This window comes from Pseudolabrys taiwanensis (assembly GCF_003367395.1).
GTDB lineage: Bacteria > Pseudomonadota > Alphaproteobacteria > Rhizobiales > Xanthobacteraceae > Pseudolabrys > Pseudolabrys taiwanensis.
Window position 1 is genome coordinate 5,244,729 of the sequence record NZ_CP031417.1, and the last position, 21,872, is coordinate 5,266,600.

At 66.4% G+C, this 21,872-nt stretch carries 23 protein-coding genes and 1 pseudogene; 6 read left to right on the forward strand and 18 right to left on the reverse strand.

What is annotated here, in order from left to right; all coding sequences use genetic code 11:
- Positions 1-39: 39 nt before the first annotated feature.
- Together rsmD and DW352_RS24985 are read right to left on the reverse strand one after the other, a co-directional pair.
- Positions 40-594 carry a 16S rRNA (guanine(966)-N(2))-methyltransferase RsmD gene (rsmD, locus tag DW352_RS24980; RefSeq protein ID WP_115693872.1) on the reverse strand — a complete coding sequence of 185 codons (555 nt, stop codon included), beginning with the start codon at positions 592-594 and terminating at the stop codon, positions 40-42.
- A pseudogene (locus tag DW352_RS24985) lies at positions 594-1,619 on the reverse strand (pseudouridine synthase); the annotation flags it as partial. The pseudogene DW352_RS24985 and the gene rsmD, both read right to left, overlap by 1 nt.
- Positions 1,620-1,754: 135 nt before the next feature.
- On the opposite strand from DW352_RS24985, the gene DW352_RS24990 reads away from it, so the two are divergent.
- Positions 1,755-2,201 (forward strand): nucleoside deaminase, encoded by a 447-nt coding sequence (locus DW352_RS24990; RefSeq protein WP_115693874.1) that lies wholly within the window; start codon positions 1,755-1,757, stop codon positions 2,199-2,201.
- 34 nt (positions 2,202-2,235) lie between these two features.
- Here DW352_RS24990 and DW352_RS27010 read toward each other — a convergent pair whose 3' ends face one another.
- The 7 genes from DW352_RS27010 to DW352_RS27020 form a co-directional block, all read right to left on the reverse strand.
- A complete protein-coding gene (locus tag DW352_RS27010; RefSeq protein WP_162827189.1) occupies positions 2,236-2,406 on the reverse strand; it encodes a hypothetical protein in 171 nt (56 codons plus the stop codon).
- 120 nt (positions 2,407-2,526) lie between these two features.
- Positions 2,527-3,609 carry a phosphotransferase family protein gene (locus tag DW352_RS24995; RefSeq protein ID WP_115693875.1) on the reverse strand — a complete coding sequence of 361 codons (1,083 nt, stop codon included), beginning with the start codon at positions 3,607-3,609 and terminating at the stop codon, positions 2,527-2,529.
- Positions 3,610-3,619: 10 nt separating this feature from the next.
- Entirely contained in the window at positions 3,620-4,282 is a 663-nt protein-coding gene (locus DW352_RS25000; RefSeq protein ID WP_115693876.1) for a hypothetical protein, read from the reverse strand.
- A 169-nt stretch (positions 4,283-4,451) separates the two neighbouring features.
- Entirely contained in the window at positions 4,452-4,754 is a 303-nt protein-coding gene (locus DW352_RS25005; RefSeq protein ID WP_115693877.1) for a hypothetical protein, read from the reverse strand.
- A 150-nt stretch (positions 4,755-4,904) separates the two neighbouring features.
- The gene (locus tag DW352_RS27015; protein ID WP_162827190.1) at positions 4,905-5,276 is read right to left on the reverse strand and encodes a hypothetical protein; all 372 of its coding nucleotides are present in this window, start codon (positions 5,274-5,276) and stop codon (positions 4,905-4,907) included.
- Positions 5,277-5,390: 114 nt separating this feature from the next.
- Complete coding sequence (gene purD, locus DW352_RS25010) at positions 5,391-6,665, reverse strand: phosphoribosylamine--glycine ligase (RefSeq protein ID WP_115693878.1); 1,275 nt, start codon at positions 6,663-6,665, stop codon at positions 5,391-5,393.
- Between the two features lie 82 nt (positions 6,666-6,747).
- Positions 6,748-7,005: a hypothetical protein gene (locus DW352_RS27020; RefSeq protein ID WP_162827191.1), complete on the reverse strand. Its 258-nt coding sequence runs from the start codon at positions 7,003-7,005 to the stop codon at positions 6,748-6,750.
- A gap of 94 nt (positions 7,006-7,099) precedes the next feature.
- Here DW352_RS27020 and xseA point away from each other — a divergent pair, with 94 nt between their 5' ends.
- Positions 7,100-8,695, forward strand: a complete 1,596-nt coding sequence (xseA, locus tag DW352_RS25015; protein WP_115693879.1) for an exodeoxyribonuclease VII large subunit — start codon at positions 7,100-7,102, stop codon at positions 8,693-8,695.
- A 133-nt stretch (positions 8,696-8,828) separates the two neighbouring features.
- On the opposite strand, the gene DW352_RS25020 is transcribed toward xseA, so the two are convergent.
- Positions 8,829-11,012 (reverse strand): TonB-dependent receptor, encoded by a 2,184-nt coding sequence (locus DW352_RS25020; RefSeq protein WP_245434243.1) that lies wholly within the window; start codon positions 11,010-11,012, stop codon positions 8,829-8,831.
- A gap of 67 nt (positions 11,013-11,079) precedes the next feature.
- On the reverse strand, positions 11,080-11,436 hold the full coding sequence (locus DW352_RS25025; RefSeq protein ID WP_115693881.1) for a hypothetical protein: 357 nt from the start codon (positions 11,434-11,436) through the stop codon (positions 11,080-11,082).
- Positions 11,437-11,581: 145 nt separating this feature from the next.
- Between DW352_RS25025 and DW352_RS25030 the strand changes: the two genes are divergently transcribed.
- Positions 11,582-11,815, forward strand: a complete 234-nt coding sequence (locus tag DW352_RS25030; RefSeq protein WP_425374674.1) for a DUF2093 domain-containing protein — start codon at positions 11,582-11,584, stop codon at positions 11,813-11,815.
- Positions 11,816-11,920: 105 nt separating this feature from the next.
- Here DW352_RS25030 and lpxK read toward each other — a convergent pair whose 3' ends face one another.
- The 6 genes from lpxK to DW352_RS25060 form a co-directional block, all read right to left on the reverse strand.
- The gene (gene lpxK / locus DW352_RS25035) at positions 11,921-12,922 is read right to left on the reverse strand and encodes a tetraacyldisaccharide 4'-kinase (protein ID WP_115693882.1); all 1,002 of its coding nucleotides are present in this window, start codon (positions 12,920-12,922) and stop codon (positions 11,921-11,923) included.
- Positions 12,915-14,219 (reverse strand): 3-deoxy-D-manno-octulosonic acid transferase, encoded by a 1,305-nt coding sequence (locus DW352_RS25040; protein ID WP_115693883.1) that lies wholly within the window; start codon positions 14,217-14,219, stop codon positions 12,915-12,917. Before DW352_RS25040 ends, lpxK begins: the two co-directional genes overlap by 8 nt.
- Positions 14,216-14,923, reverse strand: a complete 708-nt coding sequence (locus DW352_RS25045) for a lysophospholipid acyltransferase family protein (protein WP_115693884.1) — start codon at positions 14,921-14,923, stop codon at positions 14,216-14,218. Before DW352_RS25045 ends, DW352_RS25040 begins: the two co-directional genes overlap by 4 nt.
- Positions 14,924-14,930: 7 nt before the next feature.
- Positions 14,931-15,185, reverse strand: coding sequence for a DUF4170 domain-containing protein (locus DW352_RS25050; protein WP_115693885.1), 255 nt, complete (start codon positions 15,183-15,185; stop codon positions 14,931-14,933).
- Between the two features lie 70 nt (positions 15,186-15,255).
- Complete coding sequence (locus DW352_RS25055; RefSeq protein WP_245434244.1) at positions 15,256-16,059, reverse strand: 3'(2'),5'-bisphosphate nucleotidase CysQ; 804 nt, start codon at positions 16,057-16,059, stop codon at positions 15,256-15,258.
- A complete protein-coding gene (locus DW352_RS25060; RefSeq protein ID WP_115693886.1) occupies positions 16,046-17,410 on the reverse strand; it encodes a TldD/PmbA family protein in 1,365 nt (454 codons plus the stop codon). Before DW352_RS25060 ends, DW352_RS25055 begins: the two co-directional genes overlap by 14 nt.
- 263 nt (positions 17,411-17,673) lie before the next feature.
- Between DW352_RS25060 and DW352_RS25065 the strand changes: the two genes are divergently transcribed.
- The 3 genes from DW352_RS25065 to DW352_RS25075 all read left to right on the forward strand — a co-directional run bounded on the left by DW352_RS25065 (position 17,674) and on the right by DW352_RS25075 (position 20,844).
- Positions 17,674-18,237 carry a DUF6101 family protein gene (locus DW352_RS25065; RefSeq protein ID WP_115693887.1) on the forward strand — a complete coding sequence of 188 codons (564 nt, stop codon included), beginning with the start codon at positions 17,674-17,676 and terminating at the stop codon, positions 18,235-18,237.
- Between the two features lie 101 nt (positions 18,238-18,338).
- Positions 18,339-19,862: an FAD-binding oxidoreductase gene (locus tag DW352_RS25070; RefSeq protein ID WP_115693888.1), complete on the forward strand. Its 1,524-nt coding sequence runs from the start codon at positions 18,339-18,341 to the stop codon at positions 19,860-19,862.
- Positions 19,789-20,844: a Bug family tripartite tricarboxylate transporter substrate binding protein gene (locus DW352_RS25075; protein ID WP_115693889.1), complete on the forward strand. Its 1,056-nt coding sequence runs from the start codon at positions 19,789-19,791 to the stop codon at positions 20,842-20,844. Before DW352_RS25070 ends, DW352_RS25075 begins: the two co-directional genes overlap by 74 nt.
- Before the next feature lie 4 nt (positions 20,845-20,848).
- Here DW352_RS25075 and DW352_RS25080 read toward each other — a convergent pair whose 3' ends face one another.
- On the reverse strand, positions 20,849-21,778 hold the full coding sequence (locus DW352_RS25080) for a helix-turn-helix domain-containing protein (RefSeq protein WP_115693890.1): 930 nt from the start codon (positions 21,776-21,778) through the stop codon (positions 20,849-20,851).
- Between the last annotated feature and the right edge of the window lie 94 nt (positions 21,779-21,872).

Here is a 21,872-nt window from a genome sequence, read left to right on the forward strand (position 1 = left end):
GGATCCCGGGTCTCGCTTCGCTCGCCCGGGATGACGGGACTAAGGCCCGCGCAAAAACACAAACTCCGTATCGTCGTAAGCGCGGCGCTCGAGCTCCTCGAAGCCCTCGGGCGCCTTGAACGCCGCGTCGACCGCTTCCTCGACCACGATCAAAGCCTGTGGCTTGAACCAGCCGCCGTCGCGCGCCGACGCCAGGGCTTTCTCCGCGAGGCCCTTGCCGTAAGGCGGATCGGCGAACACCAGCGAGAACGGCTCCAGCGGATAACACGGCCCGAGCTTGGTGGCGTCGCGGCGGAAGATGCGCGTCGTGCCCCCTAGACCGAGTGTCTCGGTGTTGCCGCGCAAGAGCGAGCGCGCTTCGACGCCGTCATCGACGAACAGCACAAAGGCCGCGCCGCGCGAACTGGCTTCGATGCCGAGCGCGCCCGTGCCGGCGAAAAGATCGAGCACGCGCGCGCCGCTGACCGGATCGCCGTAAGCGTGCATCAGGATGTTGAACAGCGCCTCGCGCAGCCGGTCGGCCGTCGGCCGCAAGCCTTGGCCCTTCGGCCCCGCGATCGGGCGCGAGCGCAGACGTCCGCCGACGACGCGCATTATGTCGGTCTCGGATATTTGGGCCGTGGCCCGCCGGAACGGTCGGGGCGCTTGCGCTTGTTGTGTAGCGGCTTTTTGCGCTTGGGCCGCCTTTCATCGTCATCGTGAGGTGGGCGCCGGCCGCGGCCCTCGAAGGGCGACGGCGACGGCGCTTTATCGGCTCCCGCGCGAGCCCCCGCGCGGCCTTGCCGCGTATCCTTCTGGAGTCCGGCCTTGGCGGGAATGAGCGGAGGAGGGCTCTCCAACGGACCTTCGAAATCCGCCTCCGCCTGCTTGGCAAGGTCGGGACCGAGCGCTTTGCGCAGCGATGGCGTCTCGACCTCCCGCACCTCGCCGTCGTCGATTTCGCCGAGTTCGAACGGTCCGTAAGACACGCGGATCAGCCGGTTCACCTTCAGCCCGAGCGACTCCAGGACCTTGCGCACCTCGCGGTTCTTGCCCTCGCGGATGGTGAAGGTCAGCCACACATTGGCGCCTTGCTCGCGGTCGAGCGTCGCCTCGATCGGCCCGTAGTGGATGCCGTCGACCGTGACCCCCTTCTTGAGCGCGTCGAGCGCGGGCTGCAGCACGCGGCCGAGCGCGCGCACGCGGTAGGTGCGCCGCCAGCCGGTGGCCGGCAGCTCCAAGGCGCGCGCCAGCCCTCCGTCATTGGTGAGCAGCAGCAGGCCCTCGGTATTCATGTCGAGCCGGCCGACGCTGATGACGCGCGGCAGCTCCTTGGGCAGCGACGCGAAGATGGTCGGCCGCCCCTCGGGATCGGAATGCGTCGTCACCAAGCCGCGCGGCTTGTTGTAGAGGAACAGCCGTGTGCGCGCCTTGCGCGGCAGCGGCTGGCCGTCGATGGTGATGCGGTCGCGCGGGCCGACATTGAGCGCGGGCGAGGTGATGGCCTTGCCGTTGACCGACACCCGGCCTTCCACGATCCAGGCCTCCGCCTCGCGGCGGGAGGCGAGGCCCGCGCGGGCGATCACCTTGGCGATGCGGTCGCCGTCGTTCGGGGTCGGTTTGTCGGCCACATGCCTCTCCACGCCGTGGCCGGGCTTGTCCCGGCCATCCACGTCTGTCTTTGTGCAGCGTGTAGAAGACGTGGATGCCCGGCACAAGGTTTATGCCCGGGCCGGCCCAAGCCGGATCCGGGTGCCGGGCGTGACGGAGACCGAATGCCGCCGCCCTCCTTTATGCAATTGGCCCTCGACGAAGCCCGTGCCGCCGCGGCGCGCGGGGAGGTGCCGGTGGGCTGCGTCATCGTGCGCGACGGCGCGGTGGTGGCGCGCGCCGGCAACCGCACCCTCGCCGACAAGGATGCGACGGCGCATGCCGAGCTGCTGGCGATCCGTCAGGCGTCGGCGGCTCTCGGCACCGAGCGGCTGACCGATTGCGATCTGTACGTGACGCTCGAGCCCTGCACGATGTGCGCGGGGGCGATGTCGTTCGCCCGCATCCGGCGGCTCTACTTTGGCGCGGCCGATCCCAAGGGCGGCGCGGTCGAGCACGGCGTGCGCTTCTTCGCCGCGCCGACCTGTCATCACCGGCCGGAGGTCTATTCCGGCATCGGCGAGAGCGAGGCAGCCACGTTGTTGAAAGAGTTCTTCCAGACGAGGAGATAGTCGCCCGCTCGCCTGCGCGGGGGCGACTCGACTGTTACACCGATTTGTCGACGAATTTGCCGAGGCCCTGGGCGGGCGGCACTTTCAATTCGGGTGTATCGTCCCGGCCGCGCGCATTCGCTTGCTGCTGCGGGGGCGTCTGCTGCTCCTGCGATGTCCCTGTCTTCGGCATGATCATCTGAAGGCCAATGTCTTTGACGCGCATCGATGCAACGCTTTGCTGCTGTTGTGCGATGCAAGCTAGCCTTGAACTTCAAACGAATGGCAATGAAGCCCGCTGCAATTAGATCAAACGCGGTAAGGGTCTGTTGAGGCCGTCCGGCCGCTAGGCGCCGGCCGCGCGGGCGAACTCCCAGGCCTTATCGGCGAGCGGGCGGATCATATCGGCCTTGGCCGGCGCGAAATCGCTCGTCGCTGTGCCGTCGCGCACGCGGCCGATGATGCCTTGCAGAATGGCGGCGATGCGGAAGAAGTTATAGGCGAGATAGGTCGGAAGATGCGGCCGCGGATCGAGCCCCGTGCGCGCCACATAGTCATCGACATAGTCGGCCATCGATGGGATGCCGAGCGCGCCGAGATCGTGGCCGACAAGCGTCGCGGTGCCGGCCGCGGCTTCCGAATAAGGCATGTGCCAAGCCATCAGATGATAACTGAAGTCGGCGAGCGGATCGCCGAGCGTCGACAACTCCCAATCGAGCACCGCGATGACCTTGGGCTCGCCGCGGGCGACGATCAGATTGTCGATGCGATAGTCGCCGTGCACCAGCCGCACCGGCCCCGACGGCGGGATGTGCCGCGGCAGCCATTCGATCAGCCGCTCCATCGCCTCGATCTTTTCCGTTTCGGAAGCACGGTATTGCTTCGACCAGCGATCGACTTGGCGCGCGACGTAGTTCTCGCCTTTGCCGAAGTCGCCGAGCCCGATCGCGGCGGGATCGAAGGCGTGCAGCCGCGCGATGGTCTCATTCATGGAGTCGTACAGTGCCGCGCGCTCGGCCGGATTGGAGCCGGGCATCTGCGGCTCCCAGAACACGCGGCCATCGGCAAAGCCCATCACATAGAAAGCGGTGCCGGCAACGCTCTCGTCGGCGCAGTAGCAAAGCGGCGCGGCGACCGGAAAGCCTTGCGCATGCAGCGCGCTGATGACGCGGAATTCGCGATCGACCGCGTGCGCCGACGGCAACAGTTTCCCCGGCGGCTTGCGGCGCAACACGTAACGCCGCGTCGGCGTTTCCAAGAGGTAAGTCGGGTTCGACTGTCCGCCCTTGAATTGCTTGGCCGTCAATGGTCCGGCGAAGCCGTCGATGTGGCGCGCGAGATAATCGGCAAGCCGCGCTTCATCGAGGCGCAGCGCGGGCGCGGCCTCCTTGGTGCCGGAGAAGGCCTCCTGACGGTCGATGCCGGTCATGACGGTGCCGTTACTTTTTCAGGCCGAAGGAAATCGGCGCATCGGCGAAGATCTCGTATTGCTGCGCCTTCGGCTTCGCCTTGTCTTCTTCGTTGACGTACTCGATCGAGCTTTTGCCGACGAGCGCGCGGGGCAGCACCATCACGCGGATGAAACGGCTCGGGCGATCTTGCGCCGCCTGCGCGAAGACCGGGTCCGTCCCGGATTCATGCCAGGCGCCGCCCGGCCCGTAAGAGGTCGAGCGGCCATGCGTGTCGATCCTGATGCCGCCCTCGATGAGGCAGCGGATGCCGGGGCCTTGATGCCGGTGCGTGTAGGCGCAGCCGCCCGGGGGAAAGGCGACGCTGTCGCCGCGCATCAGCAACTCGCCCTTGGGCAGCGTCTCCAGGAACGCGGAAAGCTTCTCGTGCGTCGCCATGCCGGGCGCATTGGCGGTGGTCGAACCCTGGTCGCCGCGCGCCAGTTCCCAACGCCAACAGGTCACCCCTTCCGCGCCGGGCTTGATGGTGACCGTATCCTCGCCGTGCCAGGCCTTGCCCGCGCCAAGAACATTGCCGTCGATCGTGGCCGTGCCTTGGACGACGAAGACGAAGCGCGGCAACGGCGGCAGGCGGAATTCGACGTTTTCGGCGCTTGAAAGGACGTCTTCGTAGAGGCGAAGCACAGGATGCATTCAGAACAAACTCCCCGAAGCGCGTCCGAGGACGCGCGTTATCGTGCTGATGGCGACGTTCTTGGCCGACGTCGTGGCGAAGGTTACATGCCTCCGTAGACGTAGCAAAGCCCGGTGCGCGAGCACCGGGCTTTGCTGTTTTGACGCGCCGTGCGCGGCGCTTTCGACGTTACTGCGACCCTGCGCCCTTCGGATCGCGCAGGAGCTGGAAGCGGATGTTCGGATCCGGGTCCCAGCCGACGTAATCGCCGTTCTCGTACAGGCCGCCCGTGGCCGCGATCGCACCGCTCTCGGGCGCCGCTGCGTAAGCGCCTCGGCCGTTGCGCCAGGCGCGTTGCATCTGCGGGCTTGCCGGGGCGGGAGCGGCCATGGTCGATGGCCACATCGGGCCACCGTCATTGACCGCGCGTTGCGCCAGGACAGGCGTCGCCATCATGGTCACCAGGGCTGTCGCGACGATGAATGTTCGCATGATGAATCTCCCTCGCTAAGCCCCCCGCCTACAACGCGCGAGCGCAAGGAAAGCGGCATAACGCGGAAGTTAAATTATCGGTGATGCGACGTGCGGCGGCATCGGCATGCAGAGGCGCCAACTATGTTATGCAGACGCAGCACTATCCCGTTACGGAGGCGGGAAGCCAGCTTCGCGCAACAGCTGAAAACGAATGTTGGGATCGGGATCGCGGCCGACGATTTGGCCATTGAGCACGACATCATAGCTGTCGACGCGTTGGTACCGCTCACCGTCTTGTGAGCGCGCCCATGTGCCCGTTGGATACGGCAGCTCTCCATACCGTGCGTGATCGTGCCACGTCGTGCCGGCGGGCCGAGGTCCTTGCCCAGGCGAGACAAGCAGCGGCACGAGGCGCCCCGGATGATAGTACTGCGGCGCAGCGCGTTCCGGCGCACGACGTCGGTAGTGATGGGGAGCCGCAGCCAGGGCGGTCGACGACGCAAGCGTCACGAGCGCGAGAGCGGTGACAAGCGCTTTCATAAGCAATCTCCAACGTGTCCACCGCCACGTGTCGGAGATAGCGATCGTTATGCTCTGCGCCAGCCGGAATCCCGCGGCGCGCCCACACGTCTTCGTTAGCTCGGTGTGAGCCGCTTACTGTTCCCGCGTGATCGCGCGCCAGCCGATGTCGCGGCGGCAGAAGCCTTGCGGCCAGTCGATGCGATCGACGGCGGCGTAAGCGCGTTCTTGCGCTTCGCGCACCGTCTTGCCGCGCGCCGATACGTTCAACACGCGCCCGCCATTGGCGAGGATGTGCGTGCCGTCGCTCTTGGTGCCGGCATGGAAGATCTCTACGCCATCGACTGCCGCGGCCTTGTCGAGGCCGTTGATGACGGAGCCCTTCTCATACGGGCCAGGATATCCATTCGCGGCCATGACCACCGTGAGCGCCGCGTCGTCGTACCAGCGCAGGTCGAAGTGCTTGAGTTGTCCGTCGCGCGCCGCGATCAGCGCCGGGAGGAAATCCGACATCAGACGCAGCATCAGCACCTGCGTCTCCGGATCGCCGAAGCGCACGTTGTATTCGATGAGCTGCGGGCCGTCCTCGGTGATCATCAGGCCGGCGAACAACACGCCCTTGTACGGCGCGCCGATCGTCTTCAGCGCGCGCACGGTCGGCAGGATGATCTCGTCCATCACGCGCTGGTTCATCTCGGGCGTCATAACCGGCGCGGGCGAATAGGCGCCCATGCCGCCCGTGTTCGGGCCCTTGTCGCCGTCGAAGACGCGCTTGTGGTCTTGCGCGGATGCGAGCGGGATCGCGGTCTCGCCGTCGCACAACGCGAAGAACGACGCTTCCTCGCCGACGAGGCAATCCTCGATGACGATCTCCCACGCCTTCTCGCCCAGCCCCCCGTCGAACATCATGTCGATGGCGGCTTCAGCTTCCTCGACGGTGCCGGCGACGACGACGCCCTTGCCGGCGGCAAGGCCGTCGTTCTTGACCACGATCGGCGCGCCTTTCGCGCGCACATAGTCTTTCGCCGCGGCGGCGCCTTTGAAACGCTCATAGGCCGCGGTCGGAATATTGTTGGCCTTGCACAGGTCCTTGGTGAAGCCCTTCGAGCCTTCGAGCCGTGCCGCCCACTTGCTCGGGCCGAAGGTCTTGATGCCGGCCGCTTCCAGATCGTCGGCAATGCCGGCGCACAGCGGCGCTTCGGGACCGACGACCACGAACTCGATTTTCTTGTCCTTGCAGAAGGCGATGACCGCCTTGTGGTCGGCGATGTCGAGGGCGACGCATTCCGCCTCCTGCGCGATGCCGGCATTGCCGGGCGCGCAATAGAGCGTGCCGACCAGGGGGCTCGCGGCGATTTTCCAGGCCAGTGCGTGCTCGCGCCCGCCGGAGCCAAGGATGAGGATGTTCATGGAAGGTCCCGTCCGTTCCCGGTGGGGTTAGCGGGCGGGGGAGGGAAGGACAAGGGGGAACCGGCCCTTGTCGACAGGGCGGTCAGTCGTCGTCGATATGCGCCACCGTGAAGTGCGGGTGGGCGGTGCGTTGCTCGACATGGTGGATGAAGGCCTCCACGCTTTCATGCTCGTGGATGTGGCCGATGTTGTGGAAGCGCATCTCGTTGTGGCAGGTCGGGCAGCGGACCCGGTCGCCGTGCATGATGCGGTTCAACCGCTCGTGGAAAGTCGTGCGGCACTCTGTGCAGCGGACCCGCACTTTGCGGGCCTCAAGCTCATGCGCGTGTGGATTGGTCATGGTCGCCGCCTCCACACGCCAGGGTGGGCCAAAAGGGTTGATAGGACCTTGCCCGTGGTATTCCGCCCCCGGCTGGCAGGGCGTATAGGGGGGCATGGCTAACGGCAGAATCAGGAACGAGGCGGTAGCCGATACGGAACCCGCGGCGCCCCGCGGGAATATCGCCGAATGGTCCGTTTCCGAGCTCTCGGCAGCGCTCAAGCGCACGGTCGAGGACGCCTACGGCTATGTGCGCGTGCGCGGTGAGGTGTCCGGCTTCCGCGGTGCCTCACCTTCGGGGCACTGCTATTTCCGCCTCAAGGACGACAAGGCGGTCCTGGAAGGGGTCATCTGGAAAGGCGTCTACGGCCGCATGCGGGTGAAGCCCGAGGAGGGCCTCGACGTCATCGCCACCGGCCGGCTGACCACGTTCCCCGGTTCGTCCAAGTATCAGATCGTCATCGACAGTCTCGAGCCCGCCGGCATCGGCGCGCTGATGAAGTTGCTCGAGGAGCGCAAGAAGAAGCTCGCCGCCGAGGGGTTGTTCGATGAGGCGCGCAAGCAACTGTTGCCGTTCCTCCCCGAAGTGATCGGCGTTGTGACGTCGCCGACCGGTGCCGTCATCCGCGACATTCTGCACCGGCTGGCCGACCGCTTTCCGCGGCGGGTGCTGGTGTGGCCGGTCCGCGTGCAGGGCGAGACCAGCGCCGCTGAAGTTGCCAACGCCATCCAGGGTTTCAACGATCTGCCTGAGGGCGGCCCGTTGCCACGACCCGATCTCATCATCGTCGCGCGCGGCGGCGGTTCGCTGGAGGACCTGTGGTCGTTCAACGAAGAGATCGTCGTGCGCGCGGCGGCGGGCAGCATGATCCCGCTGATCTCGGCCGTGGGCCACGAAACCGACATCACGCTCATCGACTTCGCCTCCGATAAGCGCGCGCCGACGCCGACCGCCGCCGCGGAGATGGCGGTGCCGGTGCGCGGCGAACTGCTGGCGCGCATCAGCAAGCTGATGGACCGCAAGCTCGCCTGCTGGCAGCGCGGTCTCGAGCAGCGCCGCAAGGAACTGACGCTGCTCACGCGAGCGCTGCCGAAGGACATCCTGGCGCAGCCGCGTCAGCAGCTCGACAGCCTCGCGGAGCGTCTGCCGCGCGCGCTGCGTGCCAATGCGCAGCTCCATCACACGCAATATTCGCGTGTCGCCTCGCGTCTGGCGCCGCAGCTCCTGCGCAACACGGTGGAGCGCCGGCGCGAGCGCTATGAGAACTTGAACCGTCGGCTGCGCACCAGCGTCGTCGCCAATGCGCAGGCGCATCAGGCGCGGATCGCGCGCTCCCGCGACCGCGTCAGCGCCTGCGGCAATGCGGCGGGGCGCGCGATGCGCACGCTGCTGGCGCAGCGCATGGCGCGCGTGGAGCGCGCCGAGCGCTTGCTCGCGGCGTTCTCCTATCGCGAAGTGCTCAAGCGCGGCTTCGCGCTGGTGCGCGACGGCGACGGGCATCCGTTGCACAGCGCGTCCGCCGTTGCGCGCGGCGCGCGGCTGGAGATCGAGTTCGCCGACGGCCGTATCAATGCCGTGGCGGGTGGCGAGGCCAAACCCGCCTCGCCACCCGCGCCCGATGCGGCAAAGCCCAAGATGAAACCGACGGCCAAGCCGCGCACGCGCGGTGATGACGAGAGCTCAGGCGGCCAGGGCAGTTTGTTCGGGTGAACTCTTCTCTTCTATCTCCCCCTGAGGGGGAGGCCGCCGACCGAAGGTCGGCGGGTGGGGGTCCAGCGGTTACTGTAATTGACCCCCTCCCTGACCCTCCCCCTTTCAGGGGGAGGGAACGAGAGGCCGAGCCTCAGTACTTCACCGTTGCGAACACCCGCACGCCCGCGCCCGGCATCAGCACTTCGTCCTTGTTGTAGGCCGCGCTGTTGCGGATGTCCTGATTGAGCAGATTGGTGCCGTTGATGCCGACGGTGACTTCGCTCAGCTCGTCGAGCGCCGGCTTGTCGCGCTTCCACGTGTAGCTCACCTCGGCGCGCAGATCCTCGTAGCCGGGCGTCGTCGTCTCCATCGCCGCGACGTTGTTCTGCGCGAAGGCATGCAGCAACTTCACCCGCGCGAACCAGTTGGCGTCGCGCCAGTACACGCCGCCTCCGAGGCGCACCGGCGGAATACGCGGCACATTGCTGCCGTCGGAGAAGGTGGCGCGCACGACGTCGAACTGGTTCTCGATGCCGAACACGCCGCTACCGAGCGGCGCGATATCCCACTGGCTCTGGAACTCGGCGCCGCGGAATAAGGCGTCCGCCTGCGAGTAGATCGCTTCGTTGAGCTCGCCCGCGCCGGCGCCGCAAACGCCGGCGTCGTCGCAGGTATTGCCCGTCAGCCGGCGATAGATGAAGCCCTTGAACTTCGTCACGTAAGCCGTCGCCTCGAAGCGGAACGGGCCCTTGGCGCGGCGCAGGCCGACTTCCAGCGATTGTGCCGCCTCGATGCCGAGGTTGGGATTGCCCTTGTCGAAGGTGACGGTGGCATCGTGGCCGCCGCCGGAGAACAATTCGGCCGGCTTTGGCGCGCGCTCGACATATTGCGCGGTGATGCTGCCGACGAGATCGAGCGGCAGGTCCTGGATCAGGCCGATGCTGGCGCTCTTTGGCGTGTAGCGCGGCGAAACGGCGGTCGATGCGATCAAGCCGCCGGCGTCGAACTCGCGGCCGATGCCCGACAGATTGACCTGTTCGACGCGGCCGGCGATCTGCGCCTTGGTGCTCTGCGAGAATTTGAATTCGTTGAACATGTAGCCGGCGATGCGGCTGTTGTTGTTCGGGTCCCACAGGCCGATGCCGTCGGGGCTCGGCGCGTCGAGCTTCTGATAGCCGCCCTGGATGCCGATGGCCGTGGTCAGTGCCGCAAAGCGCAGGTTGAACGGCGCCAGCTGCGCTTCGATGCGGCCTTCCTGCTCCTTGTTGGTGAAGGTCTGCCGCACGCCGTCGCTGGTGAGATCGCTCTGATCGGCGAGGCCCAGTTCATTGTGCTTGTAATCGGTGAAGCCGCCCCAGAAGCGCAGCGCATCGATCGCCTCGGTCGGCGCGCGCCATTCGCCCTTGGTGAGCACCTTGGTCTGCCGCGCGTCGATGCGGGTGTTGTTGCTTTCCGGTTCCGCGCCGGGGATGTGATAGGTCGCGCTGTTCTGGATGACGGCGAGACCGAGATAGCCTTCGTTGAAGATGTAGCTGCCGCCGACCGAGCCGCCTCTCGAGAGGCTCGCGGAGCTGGGCTGACGGCCGTTGAAGGCGCCCGGTTGTGTCGCATTGGGCAGATCGGCCGCGTCGGGCGTCGTGAGATATGGATAATGCGGCACGCGATAGTCTTGCGTCGTGCGCCCGAAAGCATCGGCATGGACTGCGAAGTTGCCGGCGCCGGCGTCGAGCAATGTCGCGCCGTCATAACCTTTGTCGGCGCTCGACATGCCGCCGCGGAATTCGGCGCTGAAGCCGCGCCACGGGATCGTGGTCGGGATGCGATTGTTGAAGGTCTCGACCACACCGCCGATCGCCTGCGAACCGTAGCGCAACGTCGCCGGTCCGCGGATCACCTCGACGCGGTCGGCAGTGAGCGGGTCGACCGGCACGAAATGGTCTTCGCCCAGATCGGAGGCGCCGTTGGCGCCGATGCCGTTTTCTTGGATGCGCACGCGGTTGACGTCGAGGCCGCGAATGATCGGCCGCGACGATGCGCCCGGCGCGAAGCTTGAACCGGTGATGCCCGGCTTGTCGAACAGAAGATCGCCCAGCGTCGCCCCGCCGTTGCGGCGGAGCTGCTCGTTGGGGATCACGGTGACCGTTGCGAACTGGTCGGTGACGACGGGTAGCGTGCCTTGCAGCGTATCGCCGGGCGTGGCGGTTCCTGGCCGCTGGATGGGGCTGGGAGCGGAGACGACGACCTCGGGCAGGACGACGTCCTGTGCCTGCGCCGACATGGCGACGAGCACGAAGGGAGAGACGGCCGCGCACAGGCGGCTCAGGCGGACGGACATATGTTGACCTCGCAAAAGCATGACGGCCGCCGCCGTGGGTCACGGCAGCGGATGGGAGCAGGAGACGTCAGGCTTGCGGAGGACCGCGGGCGTCGAAGGCGGCGGCAAGGGCCGGGGGGCGGACGACCGGCGCCGCGTCCGGCGGGAGAGTGCCGGTCGAGACCGGCAGGACGAGCGTGGCCGGTGTCGGCACAGCCGAGGTGCCGGTCAGGTGCACCGCGGCGCAGATGTCGCAGGTCAGGTGGTCGGGATCGGATGGTCCGGCAGGCCCGAGGTCGCCTTGGCTCGTCTGGACAAGGCCGGGGTGAACGAGCCCGGCGAAGTCCTCGCTATGGACGTGGGCGAAGCTGGCGACGAGCTGCAGCGCCAGCGCGAACAGCGCCAGCCACCCTGTCAGTCTCCGCTTTGTTCGCGCCCGGCCCATCCCCAGCCTGTCCGAAATGTTATAATATTACATTCCCCATGACGGTACCGCTGTCAATGCCGGCTGCAGGGGCCGTGCATAAGTACCGCGGGTCTCAGGGTTTCGCTCGCGGCGGCGAGCGATTATCTTGACGGCGACACTGTTGATGGAGGCCGCATTGCTCAATCGCTACGACCGCTCGCCGCCGATGAACGGCGAGGCCGAGGTCAAATATCTCGACGGCGATTTTCGCGTGGTGCGGCCGGGCGCCTTCGTGCGTTGCGCGGTGACAGGCGCCGCCATCCCGCTCGAGGAGCTCAAGTACTGGAGTGTCGACCGGCAGGAGGCTTATGCCACGCCGGAAGCCGCCCTGCAGCGCTTCAAGGAAACCGGCCTCTAGGGTGCCCCTTGTCGCTCGGATGAGCCAGCGGGCCGGCGCCTAGCGCCGCCCGAAATCCGGGGCGGGAGTGCGAGGCAATCCCGCAATTCGCTGCGCGCACGCGGGCTAAGGATTTTCCAGCTTGTCGAACACGAGACGCCGCAACGTCTCGCTCTCGTCGATCGCGAGCTTCACCGGCAGCACATGCGCTGCGGCCGCCAGCGCCGCGAGCGCGGGTTCGCCCCGCATGCGCGCATGATCTTTCTCGGTGGTGAGCAAGGCGAGCCCTGCCTGTTCCGCATCCACGATCAATGCGGCGGCTTCCTCGGCGGTGAAGCGGTGATGATCGGGAAAGGCCCTTCGCGCGGCGATCGATAGTCCGAGGTCGTCTGCCGTGGCGAAGAATTTGTCCGGATTGCCGATGCCGGCAAAGGCGAGGACCTTGCGGGCTTTGAGATTGCCGATGGCGACCGCATCCGGCGTCAGCCGGCCGTGAAATACCGGGAGCTGACGCGCATCGGCCTCAGCAAGCCCCTCTTGCTCGCCGCTCCCGTTGCCAATCACCAGCAGCGCATCGACGCGCGCAAGCTGCGCATCCAACGGTGCCCGCAATGGGCCGGCCGGAAACACGCGTGCATTGCCGACGCCACGGCGGCCGTCGATCACGGCCAGGGTAAAATTTTTTGTAAGTGTGCCGTTCTGTAGACCGTCATCCATGACGATGACATCGGCGCCGTGCGCGCGCGCCATCGCCGCGCCGGCGACGCGGTCGCGCGCGATGACCGTGGGGCCGATACGCGCGAGCAGCAAAGGTTCGTCGCCGACCTGCGCGGCCGCGTCGTTGTGCACATCGACCAGCTTCGGGCCGGCTTCGCTGCCGCCATAGCCGCGGCTCAGGAAAAACGGACGCCGGCCCGCGGCGTGCAGCATCTCGGCGAGGGCGATCGCCGTCGGCGTCTTGCCGGCGCCGCCAAGCGTGAAGTTGCCGACGCAGAGCACCGGCACACCGGCGCGCGCACCGGTGCGGTTCATGCGGGCGGCGGCGACGGCGCCGTAAGCGGCTCCCAGCGGCGCGAGCAGGGCCGATAAAAGCCCCGCCTTGCGCCACCAGAAGGCCGGCTCACGCATGGTCGGCCCGTTGTCGTAATTGAAGCTGCATCAAATAAGGATCGAGCGCTTGCAGCGTGCGGTCGAGGGCGCCGCTCAAGCCTTCGACGGTGCTCTTGCCGGCCTGGGCGATGCGGTCGCGGAGCGCCGGTTGGCCCAACATCGCGGCGAGGGCGGCCGTGAGCCGCTTGTCGTCGAGCACGACCTCGGCGCCGTGCGACTCGCCGAGCGCCGCATAGATCTCGGCGAAATTCCAGACATTGGGACCATGCACGATGGCGGCGCCGAGTTTGGCCGCCTCGATCGGATTCTGTCCGCCATGCGCGATGAGCGATCCGCCGATGAATACGACGGGCGCCAGCCGATAAAGGAGCCCCAGTTCGCCCAACGTGTCGGCGACGTAGATGTCGGTCGACCGCTTCGGCAACTCGCCTTGCGAGCGCATCACGCCATGCAGCCCAGCGCCCTTTATGGCGTCGGCGATAGCGCGCCCGCGCTCGGGATGGCGCGGTGCGATGATGGTCAGGAGGCCGGGGAAGTTCGCGCGCAACCGGTGATGCGCGGCGATCATGATCTCTTCCTCGCCGGCATGGGTCGAGGCGGCGGCCATCACCGGCCGCCGCCCGATCGCCATCTGCATATCCTTGAGCTTGTTGCTGTCGGCCGGCGGGGCCGGCACATCGAGCTTGAGATTACCGGTGGTGACGATGTTCGGTGCGCCGAGCTCGCCGAAACGCTCGGCATCGGCCGGCGTGCGTGCGAGGCATAGATCGAAGCGTTGCAACAGATTGACAATCGCCGACGGCAGAGTGCTCCAGCGGTTGAATGAGTTTTCCGACAGGCGGCCATTGACCAGGATCATCGGCACGCCGCGGCGCGATGTCTCGATCACCATGTTCGGCCACAGATCGGATTCGACGAACAAAGCCAGGTCCGGCTGCCAGTGTTCCAGAAAGCGCCGCACATAGCGCGGGACGTCGAGCGGCACGAACTGATGCATCACGCCGCGCGGCAGACGCTGTTCGGCGAGTTCGCTCGAGGTGACGGTGCCGGTGGTCACCAGCATGTTCACCTCGCGCCCATGGATACGCTCGATCAGCGGCAGCACGCTCGCGAGTTCGCCGACGCTGGCGCCGTGCAACCAGACCAGCGGCCCGGGCGGGCGCTGCATGCGCGCTTCGCCGCGCCGCTCGCCGAACCGCAGGCGATGCTCCTTGCCCTTCTTCAGGCGCTGCGACAGGAGGACCGGCGCGAGCGGCGTCGCGGCAAGCGACACGGCGCGGTAAAGGCGCAATGCGAGCGGCAGCCTGTCGCTCACGATGCGGCGCTCCCCTTGCGGTCGACGATTTCGTAGGCGCGCGCGGTCACGCGATTGAGTTCCTGTTCGACCTGCTGACGCGCGCTTTCAAGTGCCGCGTCGTCGGCATCGCGCGGGACGTAGATCGCTTGGCTCGCCACCATCGCCACCCGGCTGAACGGCAAATTGATCGCGGTACGATCCCAATTGTCTAGCTCTTTGCGGCGGCTCGATGCAATCGCCACGGCATAAATTGGGCGTCCGGAATGCTGCGCGAGTTTGACGATACCTAGCCCCGCGACGCGCGACACTTTCGGCACATCGGCGGTCATCGCGACATTGTAGCCCTGTCGCAGCGCCTCCAGCATCTCGGTGAAGGCTGAGACGCCGCCCTTGCGATAAAACTCGCCGTTATGCGCGCCCGAGCCGCGAATTGTTTCAATTCCAAGCTTGCGCGCGGCACGCGCATTGATCTCGCCGTCGCGGTGGCGCGAGATCAGCACCTTGGTGCGATGGTCCGCGTTCTTTTTCTTGATGAACGGCGCCATGAAATGCTGACCGTGCCACATGCCGACAATGGCGGGAGTCTTGACCTCTTCGTAGATGGTCGGCGGCTCGAGGACGACGCGGCTCGTGTGCCAGACGAGCCGCAGATACCACGCGCCCAGCGTTCCCACGGTCTCCTGGAACGAGGACGAACCAACGATACGCTTGAGCAGCGTCATCGGCCGTTCAGCTTGCGGCGCGGCTGGTGGCGTCCGGATCGAGCAGCCGGTGCAGGTGGACGATGAAATAGCGCATGTGCGCGTTGTCGACGGTCTGCTGCGCCTTGGCCTTCCAGGCGGCATGAGCGGTCGCGTAGTTCGGAAACACGCCGACGATGTCGACCTTTTCGAGGTCTTTGAACTCAGTGCCGCCGAGCTCGGTGAGCTCACCGCCCAGGACGAGATGCAACAGTTGCGGCTTGTGGTTTCCGGGTTCGGACATGGTCGACCTATTATAAGCTAGCCCCGGCAGCGAGGTGGACAGACGAGTAACCTTCGGTGACACCTGCAGCTTACGCGAACTCGGCTTCCCGGTCGCGTACCAGCTCGATCAGCGTGCCATGGCGGGCGGGACCAGCGGCGATCAGTGCTGCATGCACCACGTGCGGACGATTGTAGTGTAGCGCCTGACCGGCGAAATCGGTCATCACGCCACCGGCTTCGTGCACCAAAAGATCGGCCGCCGCAAGGTCCCAATCGTGGCTTCCACCGGACGCGAAGGCGACGTCCAACTGCCCTTGCGCCACCCGCGTCAGGCGCAGCGCCAGCGAGTGCACCTTGGGTTGCGGCAGCACGGTCGGCGACAGGCTTTCCAGCCGGTCGAGATAGCGTTTGGGGCCGGCGAGGCGGGCGCCGGTGAGGGAGGACCCGTCCGGCGCGTGTATCGGCGCGCCGTTGAGCGTCGCGCCCTGGCCGCGCACCGCCAGAAACATCTCTTCCGTAACCGGAGCATAAAGCGCGGCGACCGCCGGGCGGCCCTCCTCGACCAGCGCCACGGAGATCGTCCAATCGGTGCGGCCGGAAATGTACGCGCGCGTGCCGTCGATTGGGTCGACGATCCACGCCAGCGACGCGCTGCGCGCGGCGAGGTCGTCTTCGGTTTCCTCGGAGAGCCAGCCGGCGCCGGGCGCGAGCGGCGGCAGCCGCTCCTGCAGGAGCGTGTTGACCGCGATATCGCCCTCGCTCACGGGCGAGTTGTCGTGGCCCTTGGTCCAGCGCTTGAACGGGCGCGACGCCGTAACGCGCGCGAGTTCGCCCGCCTCGCGCATGACGACGGCCAGTCGGTCGCGCAGCGCGAGGGCATCACTGGCCTGCAACGGTCAATCCTTCCAGCCGGACGGTCGGCGAATTGGTGGCCTGACGGAATTCGAGGTCGTTCGCGGGCGTCAGCGAGCGGAAGATGTCGAACAGGTGTCCGGCGATCGTCACTTCGCTGACCGCGTAGGTCTTCTTGCCGTTTTCGATCCAGAAACCGGAGGCACCGCGGCTGTAATCGCCGGTCACCATGTTGGCGCCCATGCCGATCAGATCGGTCACGTAGAAGCCGTCCTTGATGTCGGCGATCAGTTCGTCGGGGCTGAGCTTGCCCGCCTCGAGATGCAGATTGCTGGCGCTCGGGGAGGGGCCGGAGGAGACGCCGCGGCTGGCGTGACCGGTGGTGGTCAGGCCGAGTTCGCGCGCCGTGCCGCAATCGAGGATCCATGAGCGCAGGATGCCGTCGTCGATCAGCGCCAGCTTCTTGCCGGCGACGCCTTCGCCGTCGAAGGGATGCGAGCGCAGGCCGCGCTTGCGCAACGGGTCGTCGATGATGCGGATGCCGTCGGCGAACAGCTTCGCGCCCATCTTGTCCTTGAGGAAGCTCGCCTTGCGCGCGATGGACGCACCATTGACGGCGCTGGCGAGATGTCCGACCAGCGATGAGGCGACGCGCTTGTCGAATACGACCGGCACTTTGCGGGTCGTTACCTTGCGCGGATTGAGCCGGGCAATGGCGCGTTCGCCGGCGGTGCGGCCGATCTTCTCGGGGCTGTCGAGATCGGCGGCGTGCCGCACGCTCGAATAATCGTAATCGCGCTCCATACCGGTGCCGTCGCCGGCGATCGCGGTCATCGAGATGCCGTGGCTCGAGCCCAGGTACGAACCGCGGAAGCCGTGGCTCGTGACGAGCACCATGCCGCCGATACCGGCCGATGCCGAGGCGCCGCCCGACTTGGTCACGCCGTTGACGGCGAGGCCGGCTTCTTCGGCCGCGCGCGCAAGCTTCTCAAGTTCGCCGACGGTGGGTAGCGCGCGGTCGATCAGATCGAGATCGGGGAAAGTGTGGGTCAGCAGGCTCTCATCGGCGAGGCCCGCGAATTTGTCCTCCGGCGCGACCTTCGCCATCGCCACCGCGCGCGCCGCGAGTTCCGCGTAACCGCTGGTGCTCGTGTCGTTGGTGGAGACGACCGCCTGCCGCTGGCCGACAAGCACGCGCAGGCCGAGATCGTCGCCCTCGGCGCTTTCGGATTCTTCCACCGCGCCGTCGCGTATCTCGACGCCGAGCGACAGCGAGCGCACGGCGACCGCGTCGGCGGCATCCGCGCCGGCCGCGCGGGCGGCCTTCACAAGGGCTTCGGCCCGCTCGAGGAGGGTGCTCTGATCGAAGAGAGATGAGGCGGGTGCGAGCATGATGGGCGCCGTTGTCCTTTTGTTATCTACCCCAAATGGCGCCCGAAACGGAACAATTCAACCTTTCATTTCGGGACAAATCGCGCCACCGCGGCAATACCTCGTCAATCATGCTTCGCAACGCACCGTCAATCATGCCCGGCAAAGGGCGGGGTGCTACCGCCGGTTAACCGAGAACTTTAAGCCAATTCGGACGCCTTGCTGCGATGATCCTCGTGCGACTGGGCACATAAGCCCGGCGCGGGAGAGTTTGAGGCGTCAAAATGCGAAGTGGCGGATGTCCCGCCGGGTCGAGCCGGGGGCTGCGGCTCGACCCGTACGCCCTACCTGTGCGTTACGCGGCGAGCGATGCCGCAGCGGACGGGCGGGTGCGCGATATAGAACTTCATCGCGAGCGCGTGGTGGTGCGCCGGCGGGTGTCCGGGGTGCCGATGGCGCTCAACATGCCGCTGTCGGCCTTCACCGGCATCGCCCTGCACGTGGTCGAGCGTGAGGCGGATGCCTTCGTGATGGTCGCGCTCATGCACAAAGATCCGGGATTGATGTTGCCGCTGTTCGTGACGCGCGAGGCCGACGAGGCCATGGCGGAATGGCGCACCTGGGGCAGCGTGCTTGGGCTGCCGCTGCTGGTCGATGACGGTAACGGACTGCGTGAGCCGTTCGCGCGGGTGGGCGGCGTCCGCGTCGCCAAGGTCAAGCCGCGCCGCCGCCGCCGCAGCGCGCTGCGCAAGCGCCGGCCGTCGATGCTGATGCGCCGTGTCCCCGGCAAGCTCACCGCGGAAGCGCCGGTGCATCGCGACGAACGCGAGATCATTGCGCGCAACTGACGTTTTGGCGCTCAGCGTCAAGTCGCTGGCGCGCTCGATCAAGACGGTCGGGCCGTACCGGCTTATGGCTGCTGGAGGATGTCACAGCAGCCGAGCCGTTCATGCCCGCGGAGAACACAGCGCCTTTTCTCGATGCCGTAGCCAGGGAACTGGGTGAGGCCGCGCTCGATCGTGGCGAAGCCGAGCGAAGCGCGTACGGTCGTCACACGCTGCCAGGGCCCGATCTGCCGCCGCCGGGGATCATCTATCCAGGCTCGACGGAGGACGTGCAGGCGGTCGTCCGGCTCGCCAATCAATACCGGGTACCGCTCTTTCCGATCAGCGCCGGATGGAATTTGGGCATCGGCTCGCGCGCGGCAATGAACGCCGGCCAGGTCGTGGTCGCCCTCGGGCGGCGTATGAACAAGGTCGTCGAAGTCAACGACGATCTCTCATATGTCGTGGTCGAGCCCGGCGTCAGCTTCAACACGATGTATGATGAGCTCAACCGGCGCGGCAGCAAGCTCATGATGTCGCCGACGGCGGGCCCGCCTGACGGCAGCGTGCTCGGTAACGCCATCGACAAAGGCGGCGGCGCCGGACCCCTTGCCAGCCATTTCGATAATCTTTGCGGCATGGAAGTCGTCCTCGGCAACGGCGACATCATCCGCACCGGTGACGGCGGTATCGATGCCGACGCGCAACCGAACTGGCACGTCACCAAATACAGCTTCGGTCCCGCGCTCGACGGCATCTTCACGCAGTCGAACTACGGCATCGTCACCCGCGCGGGCATTTGGATGATGCAGCGGCCGCCGCATATCCGCATGTTCTTTTTCACATTCCCGGACGACGAAGATCTTGCCGAGATCGTCGACCTGATCCGCCCGATCAAGGCGGCCGGCGTCGTGCCGACGCAAATCCGGGCGACCAACGATCTCTATTTGCTGTCCTCGCAAGAGCGGCATCCGCGCTACGATGTCGCGACCGCTCGCGCAGCACTGAGCGACGGCGAGCGCGCCGAACTACGCAAGAAGTACGGCATCGGCTCATGGACGGTGTCGGGAGCGCTGTACGGGCCGAACGACGAAGCGCTGCAGCCGGCTCTCGATCGGCTGCGTAAGCATTTCCTCGCGTCCGGCAAGGCCACCTATATCTCGCACGAGGAGGCCGCGCCGCGCGCCATTTTCCACGCGGCCATCAATTCGAATTCCGGCCGGCCGGCCGGTAGCGAGCTTGCGATGCTGAAATGGCGCCCCGGTGAAGGCGCGATCTGGATGACGCCCGGCGCGCGTCTGGACGGCAAGCTGGTCAACGACCTGCAGCGCGCGTGCCGTGCCGTCGCGGCCGACTTCGGCCTCGAATATATGGCTTCGTTCGTGTGCGGCGCGCGCTTCGCGCGCGGCATCCACGCCATTCTGTACGATCGTAACGATGCGGACGAGACGGCCCGTGCCGACCGCTGCTATCGCGCCATATGCGAGGTGTTTCTCAGCCGCGGCGTGTTCGTCGGCCGGGCGCCGACGCTTTACCAGGACTATCACCAGAAGCAGCGCGCGCCGGAGATCGTCAATGCCTGTGCGGCGATCAAGCGCGCGCTCGATCCAAACGGAATCATCGCGCCGGGGCGATATGGCATCTCGTGACCAGAAAGGAAGTCGAGCCATGATGCTGAGGTCAGCCGCTGTAGCCCTGTTGGCGCTGGTGTTTGCGACGCCGACGCAGGCGCAACAGCAGTATCCGTCTGGCACCGTGAAGATGGTCGTCGGGTTCGCCCCCGGTGGAGGCAATGACATTCTCGCGCGCATTCTCGCCGAGAAACTGGGTTCGCATTACAATGCGGGCTTCATCGTCGACAATCGCCCCGGCGCCAACGGCATTATCGCCATCGAGGCGGTCAAGCGCGCCGAGGCGAACGGCCAGAATATTCTGGTCGGGCCGTCGAGCGGAATGACCTTCAATCCGATCCTCCTCAAAGAGTTGCCGTACGATCCGGTCAAGGATTTCGCGCCGATCGCGATGGTCGGATCGTTCCCGCTGCTTGTCGTCGTGAAAGCGGAGTCGCCGGTGAAATCGCTGGCGGATCTGGTCGCGATGGCAAAGGCCAAGCCCGGCGCTGTCGCGTTCTCGTCGGCGGCGACCTCTTTCCAGATGGCGACCGAAGCCTTCACCCAGCGGGCGGGCATTCAGATGCTCAATGTGCCCTATCGCGGCAGCGCACCGGCGGCAACGGCTGTTCTCACCAACGACGTCACGGTGAATTTCGGCGACATTTCGGCTGTACTGCCGCTCATCCAGGGCGGACAACTGCGCGCCCTGGCAGTGACGACCGAGAAACGCATTCCAAGCCTGCCCGACGTGCCAACCATCGCGGAGAGCGGCTATCCCGGATTCGAAATGGTGTTTTGGTCCGGTCTGTTCTTGCCCGTCGGCACGCCGGAGCCGATCCGCGCCGGGCTTGAGGCCGAAGTGAAAAAGATCGTCGCGCTGCCCGACGTGCTCGATCGCATGCGCAAGCTGGGTGTTGAAGCGTCGTTCATGCCCGGCGCCGCGCTCAAGGCGAAGATCGGGAGCGACATCGAAGCTTACCGCAAGATCGCCGACGCGGCCGGCATCAAACCGCAGTGACGTCCTACGTGCGCGTCGGGTGCCGCGCGCGGGTATCGCGCGGGCTCTCGCCGTAATAGGCGCGATAGCTCCGCGAGAAGTGCGATGAATCGCCAAAGCCGCAATCGAGCGCGATCTGGGTCAGCGCGACGCCGGGCGCGCCGCCTTCGATCAAAGCGCGGGCGCGCGCCAGCCTCTCGCTTTGCACATAACGCGCGAAGCTTTGGCCATCGGATTCGAACAAGCGATGTAGCGTGCGGGTCGAGATGTCGAAGAGCCGCGCCACCGCGGCCGGCGTCAGGCCGCTGTCGTGCAGACGCCGCTTGATCTCTTCCTTGATCGCGGCCATCCGCAACGGGGCCGGGGGCTCTTGCTGGCTTCCTTCGAAGGCGCCACGCAGCAGCCGTGAAAGGGCTTCGGCGACGCTGACGCAGTCGCCGGAACTCCACGTGAGGTCGGTGTCGGTGATCTGCATGATCGCCTGACGCGCGATTATGAGGGAGGCGTTGCCCTCCGGGACGAGCACCGGGCCGTCGTCGAGCCGCCCCAGCCAAGGTTCGACCAGCCGCCGCGGCAGGAGCACGAGGCGGCGTTCGACTTCGTGCGGAAACTCGATGGTGAAAGGCTTGGCGCTATCGAGCATGGCGATGCCGGCGGGCCAAAGCATCAGCCTCTTCTCGCCCTGAGCAATATGCGAGACACCGCGGCATTGCAGGCTCACCATGACGTGCGCCTCGCCGCTTGCCGCCTGCGAAGCCGTGCGGCTGACGCGGTGCGCCGCCGTCTTGAACGAGACGAAACGTGCTCCGGCGGTGGTGCGGCTGGCGAGTCTGCCGCTGAATGCGCTGCTGTCTTTCGCCCGCATCTCGGCGTGCAGCACGCCGTGCGCGACGACGTCGGACCAGAAATCCGCACGGTTTCGCGAGATCTGCGACGTATTCCAGATTTGCCACATGTGACCGCGCCGATTTGACCCGGCCGCGAGCTTGGAAGCGCGTCAAAGACCGGTCAAGCGGCTATTTTCGGCGGGTCTGCCTTCTGCGCGGGCA

What these genes read in the sequence shown, in the direction of transcription:
- DW352_RS25060 (WP_115693886.1), bottom strand. Translation starts at nt 17,410, where the DNA reads ATGCTCGCACCCGCCTCATCTCTCTTCGATCAGAGCACCCTCCTCGAG.
- DW352_RS25050 (WP_115693885.1), bottom strand. Translation starts at nt 15,185, where the DNA reads ATGTCCGAACCCGGAAACCACAAGCCGCAACTGTTGCATCTCGTCCTG.
- DW352_RS25025 (WP_115693881.1), bottom strand. Translation starts at nt 11,436, where the DNA reads ATGGGCCGGGCGCGAACAAAGCGGAGACTGACAGGGTGGCTGGCGCTG.
- DW352_RS24990 (WP_115693874.1), top strand. Translation starts at nt 1,755, where the DNA reads ATGCCGCCGCCCTCCTTTATGCAATTGGCCCTCGACGAAGCCCGTGCC.
- DW352_RS27010 (WP_162827189.1), bottom strand. Translation starts at nt 2,406, where the DNA reads ATGCGCGTCAAAGACATTGGCCTTCAGATGATCATGCCGAAGACAGGG.
- DW352_RS25005 (WP_115693877.1), bottom strand. Translation starts at nt 4,754, where the DNA reads ATGCGAACATTCATCGTCGCGACAGCCCTGGTGACCATGATGGCGACG.
- DW352_RS25070 (WP_115693888.1), top strand. Translation starts at nt 18,339, where the DNA reads ATGCCCGCGGAGAACACAGCGCCTTTTCTCGATGCCGTAGCCAGGGAA.
- DW352_RS25065 (WP_115693887.1), top strand. Translation starts at nt 17,674, where the DNA reads ATGCGAAGTGGCGGATGTCCCGCCGGGTCGAGCCGGGGGCTGCGGCTC.
- DW352_RS24995 (WP_115693875.1), bottom strand. Translation starts at nt 3,609, where the DNA reads ATGACCGGCATCGACCGTCAGGAGGCCTTCTCCGGCACCAAGGAGGCC.
- DW352_RS25045 (WP_115693884.1), bottom strand. Translation starts at nt 14,923, where the DNA reads ATGACGCTGCTCAAGCGTATCGTTGGTTCGTCCTCGTTCCAGGAGACC.
- purD (WP_115693878.1), bottom strand. Translation starts at nt 6,665, where the DNA reads ATGAACATCCTCATCCTTGGCTCCGGCGGGCGCGAGCACGCACTGGCC.
- DW352_RS25075 (WP_115693889.1), top strand. Translation starts at nt 19,789, where the DNA reads ATGCCTGTGCGGCGATCAAGCGCGCGCTCGATCCAAACGGAATCATCG.
- DW352_RS25020 (WP_245434243.1), bottom strand. Translation starts at nt 11,012, where the DNA reads ATGTCCGTCCGCCTGAGCCGCCTGTGCGCGGCCGTCTCTCCCTTCGTG.
- DW352_RS25030 (WP_425374674.1), top strand. Translation starts at nt 11,582, where the DNA reads ATGGAGGCCGCATTGCTCAATCGCTACGACCGCTCGCCGCCGATGAAC.
- xseA (WP_115693879.1), top strand. Translation starts at nt 7,100, where the DNA reads ATGGCTAACGGCAGAATCAGGAACGAGGCGGTAGCCGATACGGAACCC.
- DW352_RS25080 (WP_115693890.1), bottom strand. Translation starts at nt 21,778, where the DNA reads ATGTGGCAAATCTGGAATACGTCGCAGATCTCGCGAAACCGTGCGGAT.
- DW352_RS25000 (WP_115693876.1), bottom strand. Translation starts at nt 4,282, where the DNA reads ATGCATCCTGTGCTTCGCCTCTACGAAGACGTCCTTTCAAGCGCCGAA.
- DW352_RS27020 (WP_162827191.1), bottom strand. Translation starts at nt 7,005, where the DNA reads ATGACCAATCCACACGCGCATGAGCTTGAGGCCCGCAAAGTGCGGGTC.
- DW352_RS27015 (WP_162827190.1), bottom strand. Translation starts at nt 5,276, where the DNA reads ATGAAAGCGCTTGTCACCGCTCTCGCGCTCGTGACGCTTGCGTCGTCG.
- lpxK (WP_115693882.1), bottom strand. Translation starts at nt 12,922, where the DNA reads ATGCGTGAGCCGGCCTTCTGGTGGCGCAAGGCGGGGCTTTTATCGGCC.
- rsmD (WP_115693872.1), bottom strand. Translation starts at nt 594, where the DNA reads ATGCGCGTCGTCGGCGGACGTCTGCGCTCGCGCCCGATCGCGGGGCCG.